We start from the raw sequence: 25,450 nt of genomic DNA, 5'->3' as shown, positions 1-25,450 counted from the left end.
GTGTCATCCGACGCTTCCTCGGAGTGGATTCCTCGGGTGGTGTGGCCCGTCTTCGCTCGCTGAGCTCGGCGTGTCGCGCTAGATCTCTCGATCGGCGGGGATCTTCCAGACGCGGGTGGGTTCTCCACCGATTCGCGCGGTCACGGTTCCGGTCTTGGTGCCGATCAGATGTAGCCGGCGCAGTGTCGTGGTGATCGCTTTGATGCTGAGGGTGGGGTCACCGTGCGCGGCCCGGATGAAGGGCAGCGCTTCGGTGGGGCGGATATACAGGTAGCGGTGGTCGGTGCGTCCGATCACCCACTCCTTGGTCTGGCTGGCGTTGTCGGTGAGCTCGCCGCCGTTGGCGAGCAGGTATCTGACGGCCTCGCGTAGGGCCCAGATGATTTGGTCGTCCTCGCCGAGCCATGACGTCGCGGGCTGGGCGGGAGCATCGAGGCCGAGGGTGCTCAGGATCGTGTCGCCGAGGTAGAACGCGGCGTCGAGGCGCCGGGGCTTGGCGAAGTCGGGATGTCGGGCGATGTTGATCCCATGAGGGTCGAGATCCAGGTGGGGCGCGTTCTGCTGCAGATAGCTCGCGATGATGCGTCGGCCGGCAGCGGCGGGTTCACTTCCCAGCGAGCGGAGCGGTTGAAGGCTGCGCGGACGCTGGGGAAGCTCGATGGTGATGGAGCGCTCGGCGCTGAGCGGCTGAATTGTCTGAGAGCTGGCGATGATCAGCGCGGAGGCCTTGCTGAGTGGGGTGGCGAATGAGACGAAGCTCTCGATCTCGATCTCGTCGAGCGCGCTGAGTGGTGCGCGGGGGCTGACGTGGGGGGCGCTGGTGAGGACCAGTGGCCTGCCGGGCACGACGGCACGTCGGACTCCTGCGAACGTGAGGGGGTCGATGTGTGGTCGTTCGATCTCGCCGGCGAGCTCGGCGAGTGCGTCGGCGAGCGCGTCTCGGGTTGTGGGGGTTCCCCCGATGATGAAGATCGGTGTCGGGAGGGGCTCGATGTAGGAGTACGCGATCGCGCGGACGAGCTTGTCGGCGTGGAGTGGGAACGCCTCACGCAGGGGCTCGATACCCGCAGCCCAGGCGCTTCGCGCGTGAGCTGCGGGTATCGAGTCTGCGAGTGTGCCCATGGTCAGCTGGCGTCGGTGTCGTCGGTGCGGATGGCGATGAGTTCGTGGCCTTCGGGGATCTGCGCTTCGAGCATCTCGCGCGCTTCCTGGTAGCTGCCGGCCTCGACGGTGATCCGCTCTGTGGCGGTGCTGCGGATGGTTCCGATGACGCGCATGGGCGGACCCTAGTGGTCGTCTCCGACATTCCCCGCTGTCATGCGCTGGCTTGCAGGTGCCGTTGCACGTACTCGTCGAGGGCGGCTCGGACGACGTCGGAGTCGGTCTTCATCCCCAGCTGCGCGCGCAGCTGGTCGACCTCGCGCTTGCGGGTCGGGGTGACGCGGGTGCGGATCGTCGGGGACGCGCCGGATCCCGCGGCCGTGCCGCCGACGCGGGGTCGTCCTCCGACGGCCCGTGCGACAGCCTGTGTGCTTCCGAGGGCCTCGAGGAGGAGCTGCTGCCCGATGGCTGCGGCGTCGGCGCCGTGGGCGCTATCCCCCGGCGTTGACGCGCCGGTGGGCTGCTCTTCGAGCGCGGCGAGGGTGGCGTAGCGCTCCTGGTCCTTCTTGCTGAGGGTCATTCGTTCTCCTCCTCCATCTGTCGGCGGTAGTAGGCGCCCAGCGGCATGACGTGGTAGACGACGAAGTTGCCGCCGGGCTTGAGTTCAATGAGCACTTCGATCAGCCGATCGGTCTGTGCGTGCTGTGGGCCGATGAAGACGCGACGCTGGTTGCGGGTGTCGCCGTCGTTGATCTTGACCTTGGTGCTCGTGTAGGTCGCGTTCTGCATTGCGTAGAGAGCGTCAGCGTGGGGGATGTCGTGCTTGTCAGCTGACTCCGGCCACTCGATTCCCATATAGGTATTGTGCCACAAAACACCTGTCTGGGGAACGTGCTGTGGAGAAGTCGATGCTCGCGGCCGCGCGGGGGCGTAGCTTCGCAGGATGGTCCACGACTGGCTGGCAGCCGGCACCCAGCCGCATTGCTGCGGTGTGGTGATGCGCGATCGCCCTGCCGCGTTGGCGTGCGTGGTGTGCGGCCGTGAGGAGGCGCTGCCACAGGTGGCCTCTCCCCCGGTCTTCGTCGGCGCGAGCATCCACGGAGGATGACCCTCTGCTACCTCGAGCTGGTGATGACTTCGATGATCCGGGGGGCGATCGCGGCCGGCGCCGGCGTGATGGGGTGTTCGGCGAGCTTGGTCGGGTCGGCTTCGCGCCAGATGATCCGCCGCTCGTTGCACCAGGTGCAGCTCGCCCCCCAGTGGTACGGGTCGGCGTCGTGCAGCCTGGTGCGCAGCGGCGCCGCATAGGGGCTCTGGATACCGGCACGCCAGCGGACGTGTGGGTGGAGGTCGGCCGCGGAGAGGTACAGGCGACGCCCGATGCCGAGACCCGCGTACAGCTCCCAGCGGTTGCCATCGTCGTGCGGGTTGTCCGGGTTGATCGACGGGATGTCGTAGGGCTTCGAGAACACGTCACCGAACCCGTCGAAGGGATCGACGGCGAATCGTCCACGCAGACCGCTCGCAGCGTGCTGCAGCACGGTCATCGGGTTCCCCTCTGGCGTCGTGGTGCGCAGCAGGTAGATGGTCGGGTCGTCCACCACGCGCCTCACCCGATCGACGTTCTCACGCGCGAGCTGTTCCGCGGCCGCGGCGGTGAGCAGCGGGTGGAGCAACTCGTCGTCACCGGCCTGCAGCACAGCCTCGGCCGCGGCCTCCTCGGCGAGGCCCGGAAGGTGCTCGAGCAGTCGCGGATGCCACTCGTTGGAATGCCGGGAGGTCCGCGCCCAGGCGTTCGCGATCTCGGTCAGCAGCATCGAACGCGCCCATCGCTGTGCTGCATCGTCGAGGCCGTCGCTCTCTTCGAGCTCACGGAGCTGGTCGCGTGCGCGTCTGCGGCCGAACCAGCCCGCGGCCGCGACTTCGGTCCGCGCGCGCCTGCGCCGCAGCACGCGCCGTAGGTACTCCCCTTCGGGGCTGTAGTACTCGTCGGACATTCAGCTGGCGAGGGTGGCGAGGGTGGCGACGATCGCGACGACCAGGCCGGCGGCGATCATGTAGGGGCCGAACGGGAGGTCCGTGCTCTCGTGTCCGTGCTTGCGTCGCACCGCCGCGATGATCGCGTGGGGGAACGCGAGGACGTAGGCGACCGCGATTGCGATGAACGGGAAGTACCAGGTGTGCCACCCGGTGAGCAGCCCCACGCTGAGAGCGAGTTTCACGTCACCGAAACCGACTTGCCCGAGCAGCCCGAACGCTGCCAGCAACACCGCGAGGCCGAGTGCGCCGCTGATTGCAGAGATCGCTGCACCGCCGGCGCCGGCAGTGATCGCGAGAGCGAGGACGGTGCCCGTCAGGAAGGCGGCGAGCGTGAGTGTGAGCGCGTCGGGCAGTCGACGCTCCTGCAGGTCCGTGCGCGCCAGGAGCGCCCCGTAGACGCTGTAGACGCTGATCATGACCCAACTGCCGACCGTGAGCCCGAGATCGGGGCTCAGGGGCGCTGTGATGGCCGCTGACAGAGCGAAGCCCCCCACAGCCGCGAGCGGGTACCGCAACGCCGGGAAACGTCCCGCGCGCGCGCTTTGGGGGGCCTCACGAGTTGTGGTCATGGGTCAGCTGGCGATCGCGTGGCGCTGTCGCAGCTGAGCGATGAGGGACTGCGTCTCGGTGTCGGGCTCGTAGTCCTCGTCGACGGCGGCAAGGTTCTGCTCGAGCTGCGTGATCAGTCGCTCGACGCCGGCGTGGTCGCCTGCCTGGTGCTCGGCGCGCAGACCGTCACGCCAGAAGACCTCGTTGATGGGGTCGACCATGCGTCCGATCGCGGAGGCGAGGCGTGCGTGTCGGACCTTCCCTGTGGACAGGCTGCGGGTGGCTACCTCATGGGCGACGTCGCCAATGGTCGCGATCATTTCGTTGCGCAGCCGGTCGGCGAACACGTAGCGCTTGTCGGGGACGCCGCTGATGGGCTGTCCCTTGACGAGCTCGAGCGCAGCGAGCAGCCGGTCGGTGGGGGTGTCAGAGATCTCGTCACCGATGAGACCGAGGAAGTCCTGCCAGTCGGAGCGGACGTCCTCGTGCAGCCGGTACTCCCCCGTCGTCACGAGCGGCACATAGAGCTCGCCGTCATCGTTCTGTCCGAGCCAGCGGCGAGTCTTGGAGGTCAGCCCGTTGCGGTCGTCGTTTGCCTTCTTGCCCGAGGCGATCTGGCCGGGCCAGAACACGGCGTGTACCTGCTCGGCGGTGGCGTTCGGGTTCACCGACAAGAACGCGACCAGCTCGGTCCCCTTGCGGATTGCCGATCGCCACTGCGCGGCGGTGTTCGGGTTCACCGGCGCCTCTCCACGCGCGCCGCGAACCTCGACGGGTCCGAGCAGCTGCAGGTACGGCCCACGGTGCAGCGGTGTGATCGCCGCGAGCGGCTCGTCGTGCTCGGCCGCGGCCTCCTCGTCGACCAGGTCGACCGTGACGGTCTCCGCCGGCTCCTCGTCGACGGCGGCGGGTGCTGCCTCGTCCGCCTCGGAGATCTCCGCCTCCTTCTCGGCGGCGACAGGCTCGGAGATCTCGACGTCGGGCTCGTCGACGAGCGGGAGCTGCTCGGCTTCGACCTCGTCGGCTTCGACTGCAGCGGCGGGGATCTCGTCGAGCTCGAGTTCGTCGTCGAGCGCGACGCCGGTAGCGGCGCCCTCTGTGGCGACGTCGAACAGCGCGAGGATCTCGTTGTACTCGCGCGTGCCGACAAGCTGCGGGGTGATCGGGATGGCGACGCCGGTGCCGGGGATCTCGAGCTGAGCTCGACGGTCCTCGGTGAGTGCCAGGTTCCAGCTGCCCGTCAGGTGGCCGGCGCTGACAGCTGCGATACCGACCCGCGGGATCCGGGTGACCAGCTCGCTGATGGCTTCACGGGTGGCTTCGTCCGGGTTGTCGCCGAGGATGATGATTTCCGGCGCCCAGGCCTCCGCATCCGCTCCGGTAGTACGTGCCTGCTCGAGCCCGTCGACGCCGAGCTCAGCGAGAGCAGCTTCGACCGCCGCGGCCTGTCCGTGCAGGTTGCGCAGCAGCGTGTCGGTGTCCTCGACGTGACGCACGCGGCCGCTGCCGAGCGCGAGCGGGAGGCGATCGCCGACGCCGACGAGGGTGACCTGGACGTCCTCAGACCAGGTGTTCGCGGCGAGCTCGATCGCGATGGCGGTAAGCACGCCCTGGCGCAGCTCTCCGGTGGCGCCGGTGACGTTGAGCGCACCGATCCGTTCCAGGTCGACGAAGATGTGCCCGTTGTTGTCGTCGTGGCCGAGCATGACCAGCGCCGGGTACGGCGCGGACGGGACCGTGTCGAGAGGCTCGAGGTCGGTCAGCGCGACCATCCAAGCGAGCTTGTCTTCGGGGTCGTACTGGGTGAACGGTGCCGGAAGGTCGGTCGGCTCGTCGAGGTAGACGGCGACCGAGCTCTCATCGAGGCGGAGGGCGTACAGCGCGGGGAGCCGGCTGCCGGTTTCCTGCGCCCACACGGCCAGGTGGCGCAGGGCTGTGTCGACCGCCTCGGCGCCCAGCGGGTTCTCCACGGCGCGCAGCTCGAGCTCCACGGAGGACACCGTCTCGTCGGGCATCGCGATCCGCTGGCGGGGCTTGCGGTCGCGGCGCTGCTTGAGACGCCGCCACCCGAGGAGGGTGAGGAGGCCGGCGGCGAGTGTGGCGCCGATGCCTCCGATGGTGGCGACCTGGAAGTAGTCCTCAATGCCGCTCGTGTCGTCCTCGTCGACGTCGACGGCCGCGGCCGGAGCTGCAGCCTCGTCGACGGGCGCCTCGTCGGCGGGCGCCTGGGTGGCATCCGTGGTGAACCCCAGACCGCTTGTGGCCTCGTCCTCGGCCGCGGCATCCGCACCCGACGCGCCAGCGCCTTCGTCGGCGCCGCCGCCAGCACCCGCGGCACCAGCACCCTCGTCTGCGTCGACGTCGACGGCGCCGGCAGCGCCCTCGTCCGTGTCGATCGAGCCAGTGCTGCCGGTGGTGCCCGCCGCGTCGTCGGTCGGAGCGATGGGGACGACGGTGGCCACGGGGATGTTGACCTGCTGGCCGGGGTAGATCCAGTTCGGATCGGTGATGGTGCCGCCGCCAGGCTGAACGATGTCTTTCGAGGCCTCGAAGATCTCGGGGTAGCGGGTACCGTCGCCGAGCTCCTCGGCCGCGATGTCCCACAGGGTGTCGCCGGAGACGATGGCACGCTGCTCGTAGGTGATCTCGGTGACCGTCTCCGCCTCGGCGCTTGCAGGCGCTGCCGCGACATCCGCTGCGGCTGGCACGACGGCGTCTGCCGGCAGGGTGAGCACCCATCCCTCCTGCAGCCATCCCGATGCGGTCAGCGCTCCCCCATCGGCCTGCTGCACACCGAGGTTGAGCGCGGAGATCTCTGCAGCGCGGCTGCGGTCGCCCAGCGTGCTCTCCGCGATCCGGGCGAGTGTGTCCGTACCCGTCACCACGTACTGCGGGCCTGCCTCGACGACAGGGGCCTCCTCAGTCGCAGCCTCGGTGGTCGCAACCGAGACGACAGAGGTGCTCATCGACACCGAAGGCTGTGTGGGTACCTCTGACGCAAACGCGGCCGCGGGCGAGAACAGTGCGATGACTGCGGCGAGCAGACCGCCCATGACCTTCTGCTGGACGCCGAGGCCAGGGATCCGCGGCCGCGGCACGCCGCGCAGCTGCGCGGGCAGCTCGGCGAGGAAGCCGACAGCGAAGGTCGCCCACGCGATCCACGCGACGATCGGCATGATCGTCCCGATCAGGAAGGATCCGGTGTAGTCGCGCATCGTGAACCCGGCCACGAGCTCGTCCCACGACGGCAGCGGGTTGCCGGCGAAGAACACGAGCCCGGCGGGGATACCGACCAGGAGCACGGCGAGCAGGATCAGCGACCCGAGGCCCTTTCCGATGCGGTTCATGATGCCTCCTTGGGGGTCAGGGGACGATGACCGTCTGCAGCTCGTTGACCTCGAGGTCGACTGCGCTGTTGGTGGTCAGGTTGATGGTGCCGCCGGGGCCGGCGAGAGAGGTCCACGTCACGGTCCAGTTCGTCGTGGCCGTGACCGTGAAGCGATCGCCGGGGTTCCGGCTCGAGGTCGACGTGTACTGGTAACCGCAGGTCGGCGACGTCGTCATGCCGTAGCCGACGTTGTACGGGGTGCCGGTGTTGCCGCAGGTCGTCGACGCGCCGTCGCCCATCTGCCAGCGAACGGACGTGGCCTGAGCGGTCGCCGTGATCGTCTGCCCACCCAGCGTCGCGGTCTCCGTATAGGGGCCCCAGGTCAGGGGCTCGGGGTTGTTGACCCAGAGCCAGATCGGCACCCCGACGTAGCCGCGACGGTGACCCCATTCCGGGTTGACCTCGGGAGCCATGCCGATGTCGATGCCGCGCAGGGCGAACGTGGAGATGAGCTGTTGAGCAGCGGCACCCGGAGTGAGCACCCGCAGCCCCGGCGGGACCGTCTCACCCCAGAAGTTGCTCTCCGTGCCCAGGCCCGGCGATCCACCGGGCGTCGGGTTGAACATGATGCAGCCGTAGTAGCCGGCCTCCTGCGAGTAGCCCGGCGGGCGGGCCGGCCATACGCCGTCCTTCATAAAGACGTAGCACTGCCGCGTGTTCGACCAGTACGAGTCGGATCCACCGCAGTCGATGATCGCGTAGAAGCGCTGGTAGGTGCCGCCCTCGAACACTCGAATCTGATCCTCGGTCCAGCCCAGCTGCAGAAGGCCAGACTGCGAGTTCTCGTAGTAGCAGGTCGGTGCGCCAGGGGTCCACCCGTTGCTGTCCGGGTTCGGCGCCGGATCCGAAGGTATCGAGATCGTGAGGTAGCAACGCGAAGACTCCGGGTCACACCAAACACCACCGGCAGCATTAGCAGGCGCAGCCGTGGCCATCAAGGTGCCTGCGATCAAGGCGATCGAGGCAAGGGCGGTGACTAGTCGTTTCAGCATGCGATCTCCCGAGCTACGGTCAGCAGCTCTCCCCCAGACTGATCAGGTTGTAAACCAGCCAGGTCTCGCTCTCGCTGTCGTAGACGACCTGGTAGTCGAAGGTGCTGCGAGCTTCGGGGCGCATGGCCTCCGACCCGTCGCTAGCCCAGACCTTGTACTCGCTCGCGTCCTGGCAGGCATTGATCGTGACAAGACCGTTCTCGATGCCTTCCCACTCCTGCCCGTAGGAAGCAACCGTTTCGTACTTGATCGCTCCCTCTGTGGTTGCGGGGCCTTCGACGTTCACCTGGTCGACGTTGAGAATCGGCCCCTCTGCGATGCCAGCTGCATCGTTGACAGCGACCTCGAGAGCTCGCCCGGTCGCCCACGCCTCAAGCGGCGCAGTATCGGTACCACCAGCTGCGTTGACCTCGCCCCGTGTGACGAAGTACTGGGTCAGCACGGTCTCCGCTGCGGTGATCGCCTCATCCTCGCTCGCCGGCGGCGGAACCTGTGCGTTGCTGGCGGTAGGCGTGGGGGTCGGGGTGTCTGTGGGGCTGGCGGTGGGGTTCTGGTTGCCGGTGCCCGTGCATGCGGTCAGCGTCAGTGCGGCGGCGATGATGCCGGCGATGGCGAGGCGCTTGATGCTCATGGTGGGGCTCCTATTGGGTGATCAGCTCTGCGGTGGCTGTGGCTTGGACGGGGAACGGCACGGGGAGGAAGGTTGCCGAGTAGTCGGTGTCGACGGTGACGGTGATGCGGTCGCCGCTGACGGCGACGCTTCCTCCGACGCCAGCGGCGGCGAGGTAGCCGTTGGCGGCGCTGACGGCTCGGTTGCTGTCGATCGCGGTGGTGCCGTCGATGATCGCTTGGCCGCTGACCGCGTTCGCTGCGGCTCGGGCGGCACTGGCTGCGGTGGTGTAGGCCTGCTGGTTGGCTTGCACCTTGCCGGCGCCGTCGACGACGAGTCCGACGATCGCGAGGAACGCGACGGTCATGATGACGAAGTAGATCGTCGCGACGCCCTTGTCGTCACGGAACTTGGCTTGGAGCCTCTGGATCATGGTTTTCATCGCCGCTCCCTGTAGGCGTCGACCGGAGAAGCAGCGGTGCCTGTGAGGTCGCGGGTGCCGGGGAGGCCGATCATGGCGGCGTCGCTGAGTGCGACGGTGCAGGAGACGGTCGCACTGACTCGGCCGGTGGTCCCGATCGGGGCGCTCAGGCCAGAGGCGTCGATGTTGACGGAGAGGGTGGTGCAGTTGACGCCGGACTGTTCCATCGAGATCCGCGCCATGTCTTCGGCGGCTTCCTGCGCCTCGGCTGTGGTGCGCGCGAGCGAGGCTTCGCGAGCTGCGGCTGACGCTGCGGACTCGACGGCATTGCCGGCCAGAGCGAGACGTCCGGAAGCTGCGAGCAGCACGAGCACGGCGGCGAGGGCCGGGGCGAGGATGGCGATCTCGAGGCCGGCGGAGCCGCGGTCGTCGCGGAGCTTGGCAATGAGGGTGCGGATGGTGCGCATCAGTTGACCCACCTTTCAGTGGGGCCGGTCACGGTGACGTCGATGTTGGTGGTCAGTCCGGGGACGAAGGAGGGGGCGTTGCCGGTGACGGTCACTGTCACGGTGTTGGCGCCGCGGTCGACCGCGACGGACGCGCCGCTGATCGGTGAGCCGGACTGGTTCAGGACAGCGAGGCCGGCGGTGGAGCCGTCTGTTCCGCTGGCGTTGTAGGCGCGGGCGGCGTTGTAGGCGCTGGTGGCGGCGGCGTGGGCGAGGTTGTTGGCGTGAAGGATGATGCCCAGGTGCAGGAAGACCGCGAGGACGAGCAGCAGTACCGGGGCGATGATCGTGTTCTGCAGCGTGGCCGCACCCCGATCACCGGCGAGCGCTTCTCTGAGGCGCTGCCGGTGACCGGGGTTGGTGGTGCGGACCATCTGCGGGTGGCTCTTTCAGCCGGTGGGGATCTGACCGGCGTAGGCGTTGATCGCGGTGACGATGATCGCCACGACGGCCACCGCGGCGAGCGCGATCCCGGCGGTCCAGATGACCTGCTCGAGGGTGATGGAGCCACGTTCGGGCTCTTCGGTGAAGCGAGCTGCCCGCCCGCGCATGCGGGACAGGAACTCTCGGCTCAGGGTCGACATAGGATCCTGGTTCCTTTCTCTCTCTGGGTGGGTGGTGCTTGGTCTACTAGGTATAGGCCCCGGTTTGGAGCCTTCGCGGACATCGGTGGATAAACAACCTTTCAGAAGAAAGCGTTGAGAACGAACGGTGTGCCGAGGAGGAGCATGAAGAGGACGCCGGTGAGGGTCATCGGGATGGTCATCTTGTTGGTTGCTTTGTTCGCCTCCGTCACTTCGTCATTCAGAAGTCGGTCCCGGAGGTTCTGCCCCCGTGCCCTGAGTGTCTCATATACCGATGCTCCTTGCTCCCCTGAGAGCCTGATCACCTTGGCGATTTCACCCAGGTCGGGGACGTTGATCTCGACGGAGAGCTGCTCGAGCGCGTCCCAGGGGGCGGTACCGGCGTAGCGGGCTTCGGTGAGGGTTTGGCGGATACGGACGAAGGCCCAGTTGCGTCCGACTTGGGCTGCGGACTCGAGGGCTTTGCCGGGAGGGGCGCCGCTGATGCGTTCGGATCCGACGAGCTCCATGTAGACGGCGACCGAGCGGGAGAACTCCTTGCGGGCGGCTTCGGCTTGGTCGCGGACGAGCAGGTTGGGCAGGTACCAGCCGCCGATGGCGAGGGGGATGCCGAACAGTGCGGGGATGTAGAACGCGGTCAGGCCGAGGACTTGGAAGATCAGTCCGATCGCGATGGGGGCGATGAGGCCGAGGCCGGCGGAGAGCACCTTCTGGTACAGGAACCGGTTGACGCTCATGCCGATCAGGCGCAGATCGCGGGTGGGGATCTTGAGCGAGGGGCTGTCGCCGACGCGACGGAGGACGGCTGAGCCTACCCGGTTCTCAAGGGTGGCGGCGTAGGCGGGGTCGGCGGCGACGGTGGTGGTGCCGATCCGATCGAGCGCTGCGGAGAGGCTGGGCTGGGTGGGCACCAGTGCGGCGATGACCAGCGCGAAGCCGAGCCCCAGGACGAGGCCAGGGAGGACGATTAGTGCGAGGTTCACTTCTCACCAGCTTTCTCGGAGGCAACGAGCAGACGGGGTGCCGGCACGCCGCGGCTGATGCGTCGCATCCACAGCAGTACGAGGGCGTAGCTGACGAGGTACGCGGCGAACAGGAGTTGACCGATCGGGGTGCCGTAGGGGGCGGAGTACTGCTGGGCGAGGACCAGAAGTACGAGCAGCGCGACGGTGAAGTAGACGACGAACCTGGCCTCGTTGCGCGGGGTGGCGCGGTCGGCTTCGATCTGTCGGCGCATCTTGACCCGCTCGAAGATGCTCTTGGCGAGATCCTCGAGCGAGGCGGCGAGACCGGAGCCGCGGAGCTCGGCCTTGCGGAGAAGATGCATCACGAGCACGTCCGCGGTCTCGTCGTTGAGATCGTCGGCAAACGCCTGCAGCGCCGCGGTGGTGGTCCACCGGGCGTTGATGCGCGCGACGAGCTGCGTGACCTGTGGGCGGATCGCTTCGGGGCAGCTGCTCAGCGATGCGGCGATGGTGCGTTCGAGGCCGGCACCGGAGACGGTGAGGCCGGCGAGGCTGCGGGTCCAGGACTCGAGGGCGTCGAGCTTGGCGATCGTGTTCTCCTCGGGGCCCTTCTGCAGCAGCCATGGCAGGCCGACAGCGGCGACGGGCACCGCGATCACGAGCAGCCACCATCCGGTGATCAGCGCGAACACCAGACCGACCGCGGCGCCGCCGACGAGCTGGATCTGCTGCGTGCGGGTGAAGTCGCGTGTCGCCTTCCCGCGAAGTGCGCTGCGCGTGGGCAGCCCACTGGTGCTGGGCTTATGGGCGGCGCCGAGGATGACCAGGATCGCGCCGGCCACCGCGACGATGATGCACAGAGCGAGGGTTGCGGTAGTCATCTCACACTCCCAGGTTCGCGGGATCGAAGCCGTAGAACTTGAGCTCCTCGAGGAGCCGCGGCGATGGCATGTCAGCGGTGATGAGGCTGCCGGTGGATCGGTCGAAGCGGAACACCTGAGAAGCCACAGGGCGGGAGTTGTTCTGCTCCTCGCCGGGCAGGATCTCGGCGATCTCGGTGACGACGCGGCGGGGCTTGCCGGTAGCGGGGTCGATGATCTTCGAGATCTGCACCACGATCTTGATGTTCTGCTCGATCATCCGGTAGGCGTACACGGGGGTCGTGTTGTTGCCGCGCGACAGCATCAGCGCCGACATGCGGTCGATCGAGTCGTCTGCGCTGGCGGCGTGCAGAGTGGACAGCGACCCGACACCGGACTGCATGGCCTGCATCATGGCGTAGATCTCAGGCCCGCGGACCTCACCAACGATGAAGCGCTGCGTGTCCAGTCGGAGGGTGTCGTAGACCAGGTCTTCGGGGGTGATCTCACCAGGCAGCCGCCCATCGGCGCCACGCTCCCCCTCCCCCGGCTTCGCCTCGAGCGAGACCACTCGAGGGTGGCGGTCGTTGATCTTGTGAAGGTAGAGCTCACGCTCCATCTCGATTGTGACGATCTTCTCCTCGGCCGGGATGCAGTCGGCGAGCGCGCGCAGCAGTGTGGTCTTGCCTGCGCCGGGGAAGCCGCTGGTGACGACGGAGACCCCGGCGATGACGGCCGCGCGGAGGAAGGCTGCCGCCTGGCGGGTGATGGTGCCGCGCTCCACGAGCTGGTCGAGGGTGACGTCGACGAGGCGGTGGATACGGATGACGATCGTGGGGCGGGTGGCGACGGGTTCGGCGATCGCTGCCAGGCGCGCTCCGCCGGGCAGGTCCATGTGCAGTCGCGGCCGGGCGCTCGTGAACGATCGTCCGCCCTCACCCGAGCGGGCGGCGAGCAGGTTGATCTCTCGCTCGAGCTCACGGTCATTCTCGGCGATCGGGTACTGGTACTTGACCACGCGGCCGTCCGCGTAGGAGATCCAGACGTCGTCGAACCCGTTGATGTGGATGTTCTCAACGTCGGGCTCGTCGACGAGCGGCTGCAGCCGACCCAGGCGGAACAGCTGGTCGAAGACGGCCTGCCGGATCGCGGTCTGCATCGGCGCCGGCCAGCGGCCCTCGCCGGGGCGTCGGGTCTGGTCGTCGACGCGAGCTCGGACCCGGTCAACGATGTGGTCCTGCGCTGTCTGCTCGCGCTGCTCGGCAGTGATGTCCATGGACTCGCTGAATACCGCGGCGAGCTCACGGGAGACCTCGTCGCGAATGGCGGCGATGTCGGCCCAGGGCAGATCGCTGCGCGCGTCGAGGGTGGTTTGCGGAGTGACCTCGGGTGCAGGCCGTTCGGGGGTGGAGGGCGGTGTCGGCACGATCGGAGCAGCAGGTGTCGTGGGGGCGGCTTCGGCCGGAGCGTTCCGCTGCGCCGCACGGGTCAGGTGCGCGGCGGCGTGTCCCAGGTTGCGCAGGCCCGTGTCGGCCGGTGCGGTCGTTGGTGCCTGCGGTGTTGCCGGTGCCGGCGCGGTGGCCGGTGCTGGCGCGGTGAAGAACGGGATGTTGCCCAGGTCTGCAGGGTCGGGCGTGGAGTCGCTCACTGCTGTCCCTCCCAGTCGGTGGTTGTGTATGTGCGGGTGTTGAGGACATCGCTGTAGCTGTGCAGCAGTGCGCCGATGGCCCGCGAGTAGGGGGTGCGCTGGGCACCGAGGGTGGGTGCGCCGACCGAGTAGATAGCGGCGCCCTTCGGATCCCAGGGGATGGTGCCCAGCAGGTTCATGCCGATCTGCTTGGTGACGGTCTTGAGAGGCCAGGTCTCCTGCGTGGTGGAGCGTTCGGTAACGAGGAGATCCACGTAGCTGGCGTGCCCGATCTCGTTGAGCGTGTTCAGCAGCCACTCGGGGACGGTGTTGCGGTTCTCGTCGAGGGATCGCCAGTGTGCGAGCACGGCTGCCACGGAGGGCAACGTGCGATCGGTGAACAGGGTGATGCTGTCCGCCTCGCGCAGTAGCGGGAGACGAGGGTCGTTGACGTGGAGGCGCCCGCCGTCGACGAGGATGTCGTAACCGGCGGACTCGTAGGGTCGCAGCGCGTCGAGCAGTGCCCGCCAGAAGTGGGGGCCCGCGCCGGCGGCGCCCTGCAGGCTCTTGAAGCCGGGGATGAGCACTGAGCGGGGGCTGAGCTCGACGGTCTGCTCCCAGAGCTTGTCAGGGGTCAGAGCGCCGTACTGGTCTGCGACGGCCGCTTCGGTCAGTCCGGTGCTGTGGTAGACCTGCCCGCGGATGAGTCCGGGGATGATGCTGCTGGTCTTGGTGGTGTCAGCCTCGACGAGGATCACGGGCTTGGACCAGTTGAGGGCCAGGGCGCCGGCGGCGGTGGTCACGCCGGGGGCGCCGGACGCGCTGGCAAGGAAGATGATCGCCATGCGGGGTCACTCCCCCGTCGAGTCGATGACCAGCGCGACACGGCCGGTGGCGGCACGAGCGGCGATGTCGGGTGCTTCACGGTTCGGCACGACCAGGTCGACAACCCACACCTGGGTCTCAGTGTCGTAGGTGGCGGTGAACACCGTGGCGTCGAAGCTCTTGGGGGTTTCGACGGGCGGGTCGCCCTGAGTGACGGGGGTCTCGACGACACGGACGTTGTCGCCTGCTGCGAGCTGGTAGCCGGGCATCTGCGCCTGGGTGAGCGTGACGCCCACGATCGAGGAGCCGGACGGCACCGCGAGGGTGTCGCCGGTGTTGGCCGACGTGATGAGGGTGCCAGCGGGCAGGTCGACCAGCGCGGTGGTTCCGACGAGGTCGGCGGCATCCGCGGCGGAGACGGCGTCGACCTGCTGCCCGCCGGCGAGCTGGATGGTCGTGAGGTCGTCTGTGGTGATCGTCTCCCCGCGTGAGACATCGACGCTGGTCGCCATGACGCTGACGGTGCGGGTGAGGTTCGTGGTGACCCACCACACGCCGATTCCGCCGAGGAGGACAAGCGCGATGCCGAGGGCGATGATCGCGGGGCGCCGGCGAGACTTCGTCGGCTGCAGGACTGCAGGAGTGAGTCCTTGCTTCTGCTCGCCCTGCTCGGTGGTGTCTTTCGTGCGCTTGCTCTTGCGGTCAGTGGTGGTGGTCATTGGAAGTCAGTCCTTCAACGTGGGCGGATGTGGCGTAGGTGTCTAAGCAGTTCGGTGAGTGTCTCATATACCGCTGTCGCGACAGCTGGTCTTCTGCTGTAGCTGGACACCGCACCGTCTATTCGAGAGGCGGAAGGAATGCCTCGTAGGCGGTGATGATGACGAAGTTCCGGGAGGGAGCATCGAGTTCAGCGGTGACGCGATCGAGGATCGCGCGGTACGACGGGGCAACGCGCACGGTGTGCTTGACGCGAGGCCCCGCATCAGTGACGGGGGCGGGACGCTTCTGCCGGTTGAACAGATCCGTCCAGTCCTCGTCAGTCTCTTCTCCGCCGGCGGTGGCCTGGCGGATCAGTTCAGGAAGACGCTTATAGGTGGCCGAGACGGCGTCCAGGAGGACCGTCTGGTGGCTCTTGCGCGTCTTGGCCATGTACGCCTGCAGTCGGTCGTTCAGCGGGACCGGAAGGTGGACAGGGACGCCCTTGGTCGCGGTCTCCCGCTCCTCCCCCTCTCCCCCGTCTTCGTCCTCCGCGCGGGTCGTGCGAGTCGGCTGCTTGCGCGGCGCCTGCTTCTTCGCAGGAGCGGCCGCAGGTTCGACCGCCGCTGCAGGGACGGGCTCGGTGGGCGGAGCCTGGTCGACGGTGGGCTCCACGGGTTCTGCGGGAGCCGGCGTCGGCACGGCGCGGCGGGTGAGTTTTCCGAGATCCTGGCGTGCCACGTCAGGCCTCCTTCATCTGGTTGGCCCACAGCGATGTGAGCTCCAACGCGACACTGGTGTAGTCGGAGATCGCTGCTTGGTTCTTGCGGGAATCGGTGTACTGCGTGACGACCTTGCCGTCGTAGGGAGCGTCCTCGATGCTCGCGGACAGGCGGATGTGACGCTGGAACCGCGGGAGTCCGATCTGTCCTTCGATGAACTCGACGGTGTCGAGCTGCTCTTCCCAGTCCTCGAGTCGCCGCCCGCCTCGGCGGGTGTCGATCTTGTTCAGCAGGAGTCGGTAGGGCACCCCAGTCGGGATGATGTGCTCGGCGAGCGTGTCCGCGACGGACTCGATGGCCATGGTGGCCGCTTCGAGCGGCAGGACGATGAAGTCGGCGACCTGCAGGACTGCGGTGAGAACGCCGGTGTTCTCATGGCTGCCAGGTGTGTCGACGAGGACGATGTCGTATCCGTCGAGGTCACGCAATCCCATGATGTTGTTGGGGTCGACGTCGGCGGCGAAGTCGAACGGAAGGTCATCCCCCGCGCGCTCGGCCCAGCGTGCTGCGGACTGCTGCGGGTCGACGTCGACCACGAGCACATTGTTAGCGCGGGACAGCGCGGCCGCGAGGTTCATGACGGTGGTGGTCTTGCCCACCCCGCCCTTCTGGTTGCAGACGCCGATGATTCTCACGATCGGCCTCCACGGCTGAGGGCGTTGGCAGCGGTCGCGCCAGTCGAGCGCGCGGTGTGCGGATGTGTGGCGCGGGTATGGGGCAACTGTGGCGGGTTCATGGGCGCCAGTATAGCGTCACATTCACGCCTATATGCAACAACAATCGCGCGTGTCTGGCGCGACACATGCGCTAGAGCATGTGGAGCTACGGCGCTAGAACTGTGCGATGAACGCGCTCTGTCGGTGCAAGAACAACGCAAGCAGAGCGCTTGACAGTGCGCATCATCTAAAACAAGACCCGCGCCATAGTGGCTACATACGGGCACAAGCAATGCGCAAGTAAGGGGCCGTACAGGCGACAGCCGGGCGCTCGTAATGCGCACGTTAGAGCGCAACAGCATGCGCGGGTAGGGCGATGTAATAGCGCGAATATTGCAGTTGATATTGCGGATGGCTGGCGCGGGTATGGCGCGGGGGTTGCTCAGCGTATCGCGCAAGTGATGCGGTGATCTGGCGGGGGAGTGGCGGAGGCTATCGCGGTGTTGCTGCGAGGGTACAGCGCAGAGCATGGCGGCGGGGTGGCGCGTGTGTAGCGCGGCGCTGGCGATGGTGGGGTGCGCGGTGTCGCGAGGGCTGGTCATGGAGTCGTGGTGGGGCATCCAAACGATGGATGCGGGCGTAGACGGGCCTGTGCGGCCTGCTGAGGCGATTTCGGCCATGAGGAGGGCTCCGAGTGAGGCGGAGGGGAAGACAGGGCCCCTGGGGGCCATCCAGAGGCCCTGTCTGTCTGGGGGGGCGGAGCGGGAGTGTTGCTCCGGCCTGTGGGGAGCGCTCGACTCGTCGACTGCGCTTGCCCCCTGGATGGCGGGTTGGCTCAGCTGCGGCGCGGGGCGTAGGAGACCTTGGCCTCCATGTCGCCGCTGACGGCCTGCATGAGCTTGGTGCGGATTCGGCACACTCGGCGGTTGAGCGTCTCCCGGCTGACGCCGAGCTCGACAGCTGCTTCCTCACGCGCCACACCGGGATCACCCTCCGCGAGCTCGATGCGAGCAAGCAGCTGGACCTCGTCGCGGCGGAGGGTGCCGGAGTCGATCGCCCAGGTGAGGATCGTCACCAGATCCCGGAAGACGTCATCGCTCTCGTCGGGGCCTGCGATCTTCTCGAGCAGCTCGTCTTCGACCGGCATTGCGTCGACGCTGTGCTCGCTGCCGAACCAGACTCCGAGGTTCTTGATCGTCTCGAGGCGGATGTTTCCGGAGACGGAGTGGACCCGCTCGAGCGGGTAGGTGTGAATGACCTCCCAGAGCACGCCGATCGTCGCGGTACGGGCGTCGGCGGGGGAGTGCTGCCACAGGCTGCGCATGCTGCTGCAGCTGCTCGGCAGCCGCAGCGCGAGCGGCATGAACGACTTGAGCAGGACGCGGCCGGCGATGGTATCGCCGGCGTGCTCGAGGGTGAGCAGCTCGAGCAGGAGCGCGTCGCGCTGTTCGGGAGCTTGCGGCTGCCGGATGAGGTTCACGGCCTCATCGCCAGTCAGCTCGCCGAGCGTTCCGAAGTGGTGAGTGGTGTGGGAGTGGAAGCTGTTCCACTCATCGAACAGCTGGTCGGCAAGAGGTGATGTCTTCGCCCAAGCAGTCATGAGAAATGGCCCTTCGTCGTGACGTCGGTTGACGAAGGGCCACGTTCCTCAGCACCCCTGGTTCAGATCCTGGAAAGTTCCGGCCGGGCAGGAGAGCGCCCGATCGGCGGATGCTGGCTTCGGTGGATCTGAGTTGCGATCCGATGCTGTAAATACCTGTTCAGGGGCGGTTTCCATGCCTCGCTGCATGGGCGCAATATCCACGCAAGATTTCTTCGATCCGCGATGTCCGCGAAGGGCCGAAAACCCGGCCTATACAGATATGCCCCCGTTGGTCGGGAGGCATCAGGACTCCGCGGAAGGGACAGAAACGTGAGCGAGAGCAGCACCGCAGACAGCGCCGACGACGCCATGTGGGAAGGATTCAAGCCCGACGCTGCACGCGCGATCCGTGCGCGCCAGGGGTTCGAGGAAGCAGTGGCGAGCACTCTCGACGCACCCTTCGACCCCTCCACGCATGGTCGCGTGGTGAAGGCGGTTGAGGAGCTTTCGGCAGCGGTGCCGGCAGCTCTGCGGGTGGCGCAGCTGCGAGTGGGAGGAGCTGCATAATGGCGCGTCGTGAGAAGACGTCGAAGCCGGCCAAGGAGACGAAGACCGTCCCGGCACAGGGGAGCAGCTGGACCCATGGTCGGCAGCTGGGCGGCAAGCTGCTGTCCGCGCTTCTGTTCGCCGCGATCGCGTGTGGGCCTATCGCGCTCTTCGCCGCGGCCGCACGTCCGGCGCCCGTCGTCGCCGCAGCGCCCGAGGCGCAGGCAGCGGGACTGAGCACGCAGCAGCAGGCTGCCGGCGGTTACGCGGAGGGCTTCGTCTCCTCGTGGCTGAGCGCGACGAAGGACGCACCGGGCGACCTGGCTACCTACGTCGACCTGGCGGCGCTGCGGCAGCTGTCGGTCACGGCCTGGGAGTACCGCGACCTGTCCGTGGTCTCCATCACGCCCGTCGACGGCTCGGACTTCGTCAACGTCGTCGTCGCGGCGAACATCAAGGAGCTGTCGGTGACGGACTCCGACGACACCAGCACGACGAGCTGGCCGCGCCGCTACTTCCAGGTGGCGATCGCGGTCAACGGGGACACGGTGAGGGCAGTCGGTCTCCCGGCCCAGATCTCCGCTCCCGTCCAGGGCGAGACAACGTCGCTGGTCTACAAGCAGACCATCGGATCCTCTGACCCGTCCGCGGAGACAGTGTCGGCGTTCCTCGGCGCGTACCTTGCCGGCTCGGGTGACCTGTCCCGATACAGCGCCCCGGACACATCTTTCGTGGCGATCTCGCCCGCCCCCTACGTGATGGTCAACGTCGAGGAGATGCGGTCAGACCTGACGCCTACGGAGTCCCCGAGCGATGGCGACACCCTCAAGGTGCTCGCGACCGTCTCACTGCTGAGCCCGCTGGACCAGCAAGTGACCTCGACGTACACGCTCACCCTCACCGCGCGTGCCTCCCGCTGGGAGGTCAGCGCCATTGATCTTGCACCGCAAGCGGTCTCCGACAAGGGATCGACAACCCCCACGCCGACACCGTCCGGTAACGGCAACTAAGGAAGGAACACCAACCATGTTCGATTGGATCAACGGGATCACCGCTGATGCGACGACTGCTTTCCGGGCGGTCGTGTTTCTCGCAGCAGCAGTGATCTTCTTCGTCGTCGCCGCCAAGGTGCGGTTCGCCATGGCGACGACCATCATCACCGGCATCGCGTGCGGCCTGGCCATGTTCCTCGCCGCCGGCGGTGGCGAGTGGGTCATGGGCCTCATCCAGACCGAGACCGTCGACGCCATCGGAGTCACGATCCATCAGATCGCAGCTCCGGCGGACGCCCTGGTGCTCAACGAGACCACCACCGCGGCCGGCGACACGGTCTACCGGCTGGTCGCGTAAAGGGGCGAACGTGGCCGATCGCGACGAAGAGAGAGAGGTTGCGCGCTTCTACACGCGCAGCCGCCGGTTCCCAAAGTTCATCGGCCGTCTCCACGACGGCACGAAGATCCCCGGGGGCCCCTACACGCTGACGCAGGGCGTCGTCCTGGCGATCGTCCTGGTCGTCGCCCTGCTGACGCAGAGCGTGTGGGGGACTGGCTCTCCGATCGTCGATATCCCCGTCGCTGCCTTCGTGTCCTGGGGAGCAGCGTGGGGAGCCGGAAGGATCCCGGCCACACGCCGGAACCTGCTGAGCATCATCACCAGCGGCCTGTCCGCGATGACCCGCCCCGCAGCCGGCCGCTACCGCGGAGTGACCATGCGGGTTCGCCCGCCCCACTTCGCAGGCGGCGGAACAACGATCGCCGAGCCGGTCGGAGCCACGCTCACCACCCCGGATAGCGAGACCACCGCACCCGCACCGGAAGCGCCCGTCGTGGCGCAGCCGGTCCTGCAGCCGCGCTCGACGCCGCTGCCGGCGCACGCACCCGCACACGCGGTCAGCGGCGTCGAGCGCCTGCTGCAGCAAGCCCGAGGAGGCAACTGACCATGAACAACACCGACATCCCGCTCGGCATCATCGGCCGAGGCCGCGGCTACGTCATCAAGACCCTCGTGGTCAAGGCGGAGACCGCGCGTGGGCCGATCTGTGCGGACCCCGCTACCACGAGCTACGCAGCCCTCCTCCCCATCCTCGGCGGCACGCCGATCACGGCACCCCTCAGCGGCGGTCGCGATCTGCTGCTGGCCACGCCGACCGACTGAGAAACGAGACGACGATGCAGATTCCGGCAACAGCGATGACGAGCAACCTGATGTGGACCCGCTCGGGCGTGGTCTGGGCTACGTGGCGGCTGCAGCCGCTCCCGTATGCCTACGCCACCACGGCGGCAAAGCAGCTCGTCAAGGCGCACCACCAGGCGCTCTTCCAGGCGCACCGGGGCGAGGGACTGCTGCTGGGGCTGTGCGCTGACCTGGATCCGGTGTCTGTCGTGGAGCGGATGCTGGACGGTGTTCGCATCGACGAGTGTCCGGACTGGGCGCGCGAGGTCGAGCTGACCCTGGACGCGCTCGAGCAGATCCCGCTTGGAACGCGCGCGTTCTGGTTCTCGGTCCCGCTCGCGGCCGGTTCGATGAAGGCTCGCGCGAGGTCGGCAGTGCGCGCCGCCGACACCAAGCTGCGCGACACGTTGGCTCTTCCCCGTCAGCTGCCTACCGACTCCGAGATCGCTGCGGCCGCGCGGATGGCCAAGGAGATCGAGGTTCGCATCCCGGCCGCGTTCCAGCCGACCCGTGCAACGCCGGCCGAGCAGATCTGGATCGCCCTTCACTCGCAGCAGCGCGGCCTCTCCGCAGATCTCGCCGCCCCTGTCCCGCCCGCCGAGGGTACCGAGGACGGATTCGGCGTCGACGAGCTCGCGCACTTCCAGATGCCCTCCGCGATGCCGAACCCATGGCTCGACGAAGGCGGACAGAGCGACCTTCCCAAGGGGCAGCAGTTCCTCCCGTTCAAGCGCCGCTACCTCAAGGTGCACAGCCCCTACGCGGACGAGACGTCGTCCTACCAGGTGGTGCAGGCCATGGTCGCCGCACCCAAGGCCGGCTGGGTTTCGCCCGGCGTCGAGTGGATCTCACACGTCGACCAGTTCCCCCTTGACGTCGACTGGGGGATCCGTTTCACCGTCACCGGCGCCGACGAGGTCAAGCGTCGCAACAAGAAGGCCGAAACCGCCCTCGAGGAGCAGTACAAGCACCAGGAGGGCACCGCGACGATCACCGGCGGCGGATCCGACCTCGGAGAGATCGCGGAGACGCTGGCCGCCTACCACGCCTCCCTCAACCGCTCCGATAAGGAGGTCGAGGTTCAGGCGACGGTGCTGTTCGCTGTGGGGGCAGATACCGCCGATCTCGCGAAGGCTAAGGGCCGGTTCGTGGCAGACGAGTACAAGCGCGCTGACTTCCTCCTCGAGGCTCCCCTGGGAGGTCAGGAGGAGCTTTGGTGGGCGATGATCCCCGGCACGCCCACCGGGCGCATCGTCCGTGAGCTCACCCAGATCACGACGGGCCGGGAGTTCGCGACCGGCGTTCCGCTTTCCAGCAACGAGCTCGGAGACGAGAAGGGCGCCCGCTTCGGCGAGAACATCAGCACCGCCCGGCACACCCCGATCCTCCGCGACGCGGACGGCAGTATCCAGGCCGACACCAGCGCCAGCTTCGGCGTGGTCGCCGAGCTCGGCGCCGGCAAGAGCGTGCTGCTCAAGGGAGACATGGGCGACACGGTCGACCGCAACGGCCGCGTCGTCGCGATCGACCGCACAGAGGCCAAGGAGTACGCGGTTTTCGCGCAGAGCCTCCGGCCGGACACCACGACGATCGTTGACCTGATGACCCCGGAGTACTCGCTGGACCCGCTGCGGGTGTTCGGCCCTCTCGTCGGCGCACGCATGGTGCAGTCGCTCTTCGCGGTGATGCTCGGCATCCGGGCCCGCGACTCCCGAGGCGTCGCCCTGTCCCGCCTCCTCGAGCCGGAGTACGTCGCCGCGCACGACATCACCAGCCTCGGTCGCCTGCGGGCGCACCTCAAGACGATCTCCTCGGCGGAGAGCGATGAGCTGTCGGGCCTGATCAACCTGGTCGCGTCGAAGGACATCGGCGAGGTTCTCTTCAATGACGGGCTGACCGCTGTCGACCTGAAATCGCGTGCCCTGGTCTTCCTCACCCATGGGCTGTCGCTGCCAGACAAGACCGAGCTCGAGCACGCGCACCTGTTCGAGGAGATGCCCCTGGAAAAGATCTACGGCCGCGCCATGTACGCGATGCTCATGGGGATCTCCCGCGAGGTCTGCTTCATGAACCCCGGCGAGCTCGCCGGCGCCTACTTCGACGAGTGCCACCACATCACCCAGTCACCGGAGGGAGAGCGCGACCTGCGCATCGGCATCCGCGACGGTCGCAAGCACCGCGCGTTCTTCGCCCTCGGCTCGCACGACCCCGCCGACTTCGGAGAAACCCAGACCCGAGGCCTGCTCAAGACCCGCTACGTGATGCGCCAGACCGACAAGGAGCTCGCTCGCCGCGCGATCGAGTGGCTGACCGGCGAGCCCGCGGACCCGGCGATGGTCCAGGTGGTCACCGAAGACCTGTCCCCGCTCGGGGCGGACGGAAAGGTCGCCCCGGAGCGGCGCGGCGAGGGACTGATCCGTGACCAGCGCGGTCGAATCGGGAAGTTCCGCAAGACGCTGCCCGAGCGCCCCGACCGCCGCGAAGCCGTGCTGTCGACCCCGTCTCTGGTGACACCATGATCACCTTCTACCGGCACACCTTCGAGACTCTGGGCGGCGCGTTCTGGCGGGTCCGTTTCTGGGCGCACGATCACCCGCGGTGGAGCAAGGTCATCGCCGTCGTCCTGATCGACCTGTTCCTGGTCCTGTTCGGCAACACGTACTGGGCCTTCGCCGCTGACGGCGGCGGCTCGTCCCCGTTCATGCTCGGCGGCGACATCACTGACAGCGACGGCGTCCCGCTGACCAACTACACGGTGCTTCCACTGGACCGCGGCGATGTGTTCACGATGGGGAAGTTCTTCATCTCCATGTGGATCGACCCGATCTGGACCGGGCATCTGGGTCTGGTGTCGTGGATGATCTGGTTCTGCAACTGGCTGCTCTCCTTCGAGTGGGTCGACATCGTCGCGGCACCGTTCGGCGCGCTGGCCGACCTCTTGCAGGACTTCCTCGGCGAGATCGCATGGATCCCGTTCGCGCTGACGATCGCCGGCGGTGTCGCGGGCCTGGCGATCATGCTCGGCCGGCACTCCACCGGGTGGGCGGAGTTGTTCATCTCTGCGTGCTGTGCGGTGCTGGCGACCGGTCTGCTCGCTAACCCGATCGCCTCGCTCACCGCCGCAGGCGGAGCATTCGACACCGCCCAGGAGTACGGCGGTCAGATCGCTGCCGTCGTCGTCACCGACGACATCAACAGCACGGAGCTCGACTCCGAGAACCTGCTGTCAGCTGCGGTCACGTCGCAGCTGGTCGACATCTTCGTGAAGATCCCTGCGCAGACGATCGCGTTCGGCCACGCCCTCGAGGGGCAGTGCGCCGCGACGTTCACCGACACGATGACCAACTCGGCGCCCATCCAGACCGGCGGCAACGAGGTCCGTGACGCGGTCGGCGGGTGCGACGAGGCGGCGAAGACGTTCAACCAGAATCCGAACTTCGGCCAGGTGCTCACGGCCGTCACGATGACCCCCGGAGCGCTCACCCTGTTCATCCTGCCGATGGCCTTCGGGGTGCTGTTCCTAGTCACGGTTCTCGGCTTCCTGATCTCCGCACTCAAGACCATGTGGAACGTCTACATCGGGATCCTCCCGGTCAACCGATACCCGCTGTGGAAGTCCCTCGCCGACACCTTCATGGGCCTGGTCGCCATCGTCTTCATGGCAGTCGTCATGGCGGCCGTCCTCAAGCTCACCGTCGCAGCGATCACCGGGCTCAGCAGCCTGGGAATCCCGCTCGTCGCGCAGATGACCTTTGCGACGCTGGTGATGATCGTGCTGCTGTTCCTCATCATCCGAGCGCGTCGCATTGCCAAGAAGACCGGCCGGTCGATCGCCGAGCAGCTCTCCAAGTACGGCATCGGCAAGGGCGCGCCGGCGCAGCGCGACGGGGTCAAGACCGTCGCGGCGATGAGCGCCGTATCCACCGTCGCGGCCGCGGCGCTGCGTCGCCCTGACAACAAGGTCGACGCGCGCTCCATCAACTTCGGCGCGGGGGCTGCGCAGGACATCGGCACAATGACCGCTACACGCCCGCCCGCGGCTCCCAAGCCGCCCTCGACGCCCTCTGGCGGCTCACCGAGCCGTCCCGCCCTCCCGTCGCCTCAGATGGGCTCTGGGGGCGGCGCTGGCGCGGGTGCTGCCGCCAAGGCCTCGAAGACCGCGGACCTGGTCTTCACGGCCGCGCGGATCGGCAAGGGTGCCGCAGCGGGCGGTGTGGCCGGCGCCGCCGGCGCCGCGGCGCTCGAGGTCGGTGGCCGAGTCGCGAGCAAGGGAGCGTCGAAGGCTGTCTCCGCGGCCGCGGCAGGCGCGAGCAAGCCGCGAGCTGCGGGCGACCCGAAGGTGGTCTCGATGGTCGTCGACCAGGGCCCGGCGCCCACGCGCACCCCGGACGGTCCTCGACGGATCGTCGTCGACTCCTCGGGCATGGGACACATCGAACGGCGCCCCTCGTCAGGTGTCGTCGACATCTCGTCCCTGCCGGCGCGCGCGCCTCGCTCTCCGCGCAGCGGTGAGATGCGCGCCCGGCTCGCGATCGCACAGAAGTAACC

General features: G+C 67.7%; 28 protein-coding genes. 7 read left to right on the top strand and 21 right to left on the bottom strand.

The window, feature by feature from the left end:
• Positions 1-78 precede the first annotated feature (78 nt).
• From ABC271_RS00360 to ABC271_RS00260, 21 genes are all read right to left on the bottom strand, one after another.
• Positions 79-1,122, bottom strand: coding sequence for a hypothetical protein (locus ABC271_RS00360; RefSeq protein ID WP_005052668.1), 1,044 nt, complete (start codon positions 1,120-1,122; stop codon positions 79-81).
• Positions 1,123-1,124: 2 nt separating this feature from the next.
• Positions 1,125-1,277 (bottom strand): hypothetical protein, encoded by a 153-nt coding sequence (locus ABC271_RS00355; RefSeq protein ID WP_005052671.1) that lies wholly within the window; start codon positions 1,275-1,277, stop codon positions 1,125-1,127.
• A 38-nt stretch (positions 1,278-1,315) separates the two neighbouring features.
• Positions 1,316-1,681 carry a hypothetical protein gene (locus ABC271_RS00350; protein ID WP_005052673.1) on the bottom strand — a complete coding sequence of 122 codons (366 nt, stop codon included), beginning with the start codon at positions 1,679-1,681 and terminating at the stop codon, positions 1,316-1,318.
• On the bottom strand, positions 1,678-1,956 hold the full coding sequence (locus ABC271_RS00345) for a hypothetical protein (protein ID WP_005052675.1): 279 nt from the start codon (positions 1,954-1,956) through the stop codon (positions 1,678-1,680). Before ABC271_RS00345 ends, ABC271_RS00350 begins: the two co-directional genes overlap by 4 nt.
• A 260-nt stretch (positions 1,957-2,216) precedes the next feature.
• On the bottom strand, positions 2,217-3,098 hold the full coding sequence (locus ABC271_RS00340) for a hypothetical protein (RefSeq protein WP_005052679.1): 882 nt from the start codon (positions 3,096-3,098) through the stop codon (positions 2,217-2,219).
• Positions 3,099-3,557, bottom strand: coding sequence for a prepilin peptidase (locus tag ABC271_RS00335; protein WP_172400032.1), 459 nt, complete (start codon positions 3,555-3,557; stop codon positions 3,099-3,101).
• A 156-nt stretch (positions 3,558-3,713) separates the two neighbouring features.
• The gene (locus ABC271_RS00330; protein ID WP_005052682.1) at positions 3,714-7,037 is read right to left on the bottom strand and encodes an AfsR/SARP family transcriptional regulator; all 3,324 of its coding nucleotides are present in this window, start codon (positions 7,035-7,037) and stop codon (positions 3,714-3,716) included.
• A gap of 16 nt (positions 7,038-7,053) precedes the next feature.
• Positions 7,054-7,809, bottom strand: coding sequence for a hypothetical protein (locus ABC271_RS00325; protein WP_253247343.1), 756 nt, complete (start codon positions 7,807-7,809; stop codon positions 7,054-7,056).
• Between the two features lie 280 nt (positions 7,810-8,089).
• Positions 8,090-8,701, bottom strand: a complete 612-nt coding sequence (locus tag ABC271_RS00320) for a hypothetical protein (protein WP_005052688.1) — start codon at positions 8,699-8,701, stop codon at positions 8,090-8,092.
• A 10-nt stretch (positions 8,702-8,711) separates the two neighbouring features.
• A complete protein-coding gene (locus tag ABC271_RS00315; RefSeq protein WP_005052691.1) occupies positions 8,712-9,122 on the bottom strand; it encodes a pilus assembly protein TadG-related protein in 411 nt (136 codons plus the stop codon).
• The gene (locus ABC271_RS00310; RefSeq protein ID WP_005052692.1) at positions 9,119-9,568 is read right to left on the bottom strand and encodes a hypothetical protein; all 450 of its coding nucleotides are present in this window, start codon (positions 9,566-9,568) and stop codon (positions 9,119-9,121) included. The genes ABC271_RS00315 and ABC271_RS00310 overlap by 4 nt, the downstream gene beginning before the upstream one ends.
• Positions 9,568-9,981, bottom strand: a complete 414-nt coding sequence (locus ABC271_RS00305; protein WP_005052695.1) for a TadE/TadG family type IV pilus assembly protein — start codon at positions 9,979-9,981, stop codon at positions 9,568-9,570. The genes ABC271_RS00310 and ABC271_RS00305 overlap by 1 nt, the downstream gene beginning before the upstream one ends.
• 15 nt (positions 9,982-9,996) lie before the next feature.
• Positions 9,997-10,191 carry a hypothetical protein gene (locus ABC271_RS00300; protein WP_005052697.1) on the bottom strand — a complete coding sequence of 65 codons (195 nt, stop codon included), beginning with the start codon at positions 10,189-10,191 and terminating at the stop codon, positions 9,997-9,999.
• 101 nt (positions 10,192-10,292) lie between these two features.
• Positions 10,293-11,174, bottom strand: coding sequence for a type II secretion system F family protein (locus ABC271_RS00295; RefSeq protein ID WP_005052700.1), 882 nt, complete (start codon positions 11,172-11,174; stop codon positions 10,293-10,295).
• A complete protein-coding gene (locus ABC271_RS00290) occupies positions 11,171-12,037 on the bottom strand; it encodes a type II secretion system F family protein (RefSeq protein WP_005052702.1) in 867 nt (288 codons plus the stop codon). Before ABC271_RS00290 ends, ABC271_RS00295 begins: the two co-directional genes overlap by 4 nt.
• A 1-nt stretch (position 12,038) precedes the next feature.
• Complete coding sequence (locus ABC271_RS00285; RefSeq protein WP_005052704.1) at positions 12,039-13,664, bottom strand: TadA family conjugal transfer-associated ATPase; 1,626 nt, start codon at positions 13,662-13,664, stop codon at positions 12,039-12,041.
• Positions 13,661-14,488, bottom strand: coding sequence for a CpaE/TadZ family protein (locus ABC271_RS00280; RefSeq protein WP_005052708.1), 828 nt, complete (start codon positions 14,486-14,488; stop codon positions 13,661-13,663). The genes ABC271_RS00285 and ABC271_RS00280 overlap by 4 nt, the downstream gene beginning before the upstream one ends.
• A gap of 6 nt (positions 14,489-14,494) precedes the next feature.
• Complete coding sequence (locus tag ABC271_RS00275; protein WP_005052710.1) at positions 14,495-15,187, bottom strand: SAF domain-containing protein; 693 nt, start codon at positions 15,185-15,187, stop codon at positions 14,495-14,497.
• A gap of 118 nt (positions 15,188-15,305) precedes the next feature.
• The gene (locus ABC271_RS00270; protein WP_005052713.1) at positions 15,306-15,905 is read right to left on the bottom strand and encodes a hypothetical protein; all 600 of its coding nucleotides are present in this window, start codon (positions 15,903-15,905) and stop codon (positions 15,306-15,308) included.
• A gap of 1 nt (position 15,906) precedes the next feature.
• On the bottom strand, positions 15,907-16,581 hold the full coding sequence (locus ABC271_RS00265) for a ParA family protein (RefSeq protein ID WP_005052715.1): 675 nt from the start codon (positions 16,579-16,581) through the stop codon (positions 15,907-15,909).
• Between the two features lie 856 nt (positions 16,582-17,437).
• Positions 17,438-18,202: a hypothetical protein gene (locus ABC271_RS00260; RefSeq protein ID WP_005052717.1), complete on the bottom strand. Its 765-nt coding sequence runs from the start codon at positions 18,200-18,202 to the stop codon at positions 17,438-17,440.
• Between the two features lie 312 nt (positions 18,203-18,514).
• On the opposite strand from ABC271_RS00260, the gene ABC271_RS00255 reads away from it, so the two are divergent.
• The 7 genes from ABC271_RS00255 to ABC271_RS00225 are packed head-to-tail and all read left to right on the top strand — an operon-like array spanning position 18,515 to position 25,448.
• Positions 18,515-18,751, top strand: a complete 237-nt coding sequence (locus ABC271_RS00255; protein WP_005052720.1) for a hypothetical protein — start codon at positions 18,515-18,517, stop codon at positions 18,749-18,751.
• Entirely contained in the window at positions 18,751-19,740 is a 990-nt protein-coding gene (locus tag ABC271_RS00250; RefSeq protein WP_005052723.1) for a conjugal transfer protein, read from the top strand. The genes ABC271_RS00255 and ABC271_RS00250 overlap by 1 nt, the downstream gene beginning before the upstream one ends.
• 16 nt (positions 19,741-19,756) lie before the next feature.
• Complete coding sequence (locus tag ABC271_RS00245; protein ID WP_005052725.1) at positions 19,757-20,080, top strand: hypothetical protein; 324 nt, start codon at positions 19,757-19,759, stop codon at positions 20,078-20,080.
• 10 nt (positions 20,081-20,090) lie between these two features.
• Positions 20,091-20,666, top strand: coding sequence for a hypothetical protein (locus ABC271_RS00240; protein ID WP_005052728.1), 576 nt, complete (start codon positions 20,091-20,093; stop codon positions 20,664-20,666).
• A gap of 2 nt (positions 20,667-20,668) precedes the next feature.
• Positions 20,669-20,884: a hypothetical protein gene (locus ABC271_RS00235; RefSeq protein ID WP_005052730.1), complete on the top strand. Its 216-nt coding sequence runs from the start codon at positions 20,669-20,671 to the stop codon at positions 20,882-20,884.
• Positions 20,885-20,898: 14 nt separating this feature from the next.
• The gene (locus tag ABC271_RS00230) at positions 20,899-23,421 is read left to right on the top strand and encodes an ATP-binding protein (RefSeq protein WP_005052733.1); all 2,523 of its coding nucleotides are present in this window, start codon (positions 20,899-20,901) and stop codon (positions 23,419-23,421) included.
• On the top strand, positions 23,418-25,448 hold the full coding sequence (locus ABC271_RS00225) for a hypothetical protein (protein ID WP_005052735.1): 2,031 nt from the start codon (positions 23,418-23,420) through the stop codon (positions 25,446-25,448). The genes ABC271_RS00230 and ABC271_RS00225 overlap by 4 nt, the downstream gene beginning before the upstream one ends.
• Positions 25,449-25,450 lie beyond the last annotated feature (2 nt).

This window comes from Microbacterium canaveralium (assembly GCF_047238045.1).
In the GTDB taxonomy this organism is placed as follows: domain Bacteria; phylum Actinomycetota; class Actinomycetes; order Actinomycetales; family Microbacteriaceae; genus Microbacterium.
The sequence above is the reverse complement of the archived record's forward strand: the minus strand, read 5'-3'. Positions and strand labels throughout refer to the sequence as shown.

Coding starts and splice junctions, on each gene's coding strand:
- ABC271_RS00360 (WP_005052668.1), bottom strand. CDS start 1,122: ATGGGCACACTCGCAGACTCGATACCCGCAGCTCACGCGCGAAGCGCC.
- ABC271_RS00355 (WP_005052671.1), bottom strand. CDS start 1,277: ATGCGCGTCATCGGAACCATCCGCAGCACCGCCACAGAGCGGATCACC.
- ABC271_RS00350 (WP_005052673.1), bottom strand. CDS start 1,681: ATGACCCTCAGCAAGAAGGACCAGGAGCGCTACGCCACCCTCGCCGCG.
- ABC271_RS00345 (WP_005052675.1), bottom strand. CDS start 1,956: ATGGGAATCGAGTGGCCGGAGTCAGCTGACAAGCACGACATCCCCCAC.
- ABC271_RS00340 (WP_005052679.1), bottom strand. CDS start 3,098: ATGTCCGACGAGTACTACAGCCCCGAAGGGGAGTACCTACGGCGCGTG.
- ABC271_RS00335 (WP_172400032.1), bottom strand. CDS start 3,557: ATGATCAGCGTCTACAGCGTCTACGGGGCGCTCCTGGCGCGCACGGAC.
- ABC271_RS00330 (WP_005052682.1), bottom strand. CDS start 7,037: ATGAACCGCATCGGAAAGGGCCTCGGGTCGCTGATCCTGCTCGCCGTG.
- ABC271_RS00320 (WP_005052688.1), bottom strand. CDS start 8,701: ATGAGCATCAAGCGCCTCGCCATCGCCGGCATCATCGCCGCCGCACTG.
- ABC271_RS00315 (WP_005052691.1), bottom strand. CDS start 9,122: ATGAAAACCATGATCCAGAGGCTCCAAGCCAAGTTCCGTGACGACAAG.
- ABC271_RS00310 (WP_005052692.1), bottom strand. CDS start 9,568: ATGCGCACCATCCGCACCCTCATTGCCAAGCTCCGCGACGACCGCGGC.
- ABC271_RS00305 (WP_005052695.1), bottom strand. CDS start 9,981: ATGGTCCGCACCACCAACCCCGGTCACCGGCAGCGCCTCAGAGAAGCG.
- ABC271_RS00300 (WP_005052697.1), bottom strand. CDS start 10,191: ATGTCGACCCTGAGCCGAGAGTTCCTGTCCCGCATGCGCGGGCGGGCA.
- ABC271_RS00290 (WP_005052702.1), bottom strand. CDS start 12,037: ATGACTACCGCAACCCTCGCTCTGTGCATCATCGTCGCGGTGGCCGGC.
- ABC271_RS00280 (WP_005052708.1), bottom strand. CDS start 14,488: ATGGCGATCATCTTCCTTGCCAGCGCGTCCGGCGCCCCCGGCGTGACC.
- ABC271_RS00275 (WP_005052710.1), bottom strand. CDS start 15,187: ATGACCACCACCACTGACCGCAAGAGCAAGCGCACGAAAGACACCACC.
- ABC271_RS00260 (WP_005052717.1), bottom strand. CDS start 18,202: ATGACTGCTTGGGCGAAGACATCACCTCTTGCCGACCAGCTGTTCGAT.
- ABC271_RS00250 (WP_005052723.1), top strand. CDS start 18,751: ATGGCGCGTCGTGAGAAGACGTCGAAGCCGGCCAAGGAGACGAAGACC.
- ABC271_RS00245 (WP_005052725.1), top strand. CDS start 19,757: ATGTTCGATTGGATCAACGGGATCACCGCTGATGCGACGACTGCTTTC.
- ABC271_RS00235 (WP_005052730.1), top strand. CDS start 20,669: ATGAACAACACCGACATCCCGCTCGGCATCATCGGCCGAGGCCGCGGC.
- ABC271_RS00230 (WP_005052733.1), top strand. CDS start 20,899: ATGCAGATTCCGGCAACAGCGATGACGAGCAACCTGATGTGGACCCGC.
- ABC271_RS00225 (WP_005052735.1), top strand. CDS start 23,418: ATGATCACCTTCTACCGGCACACCTTCGAGACTCTGGGCGGCGCGTTC.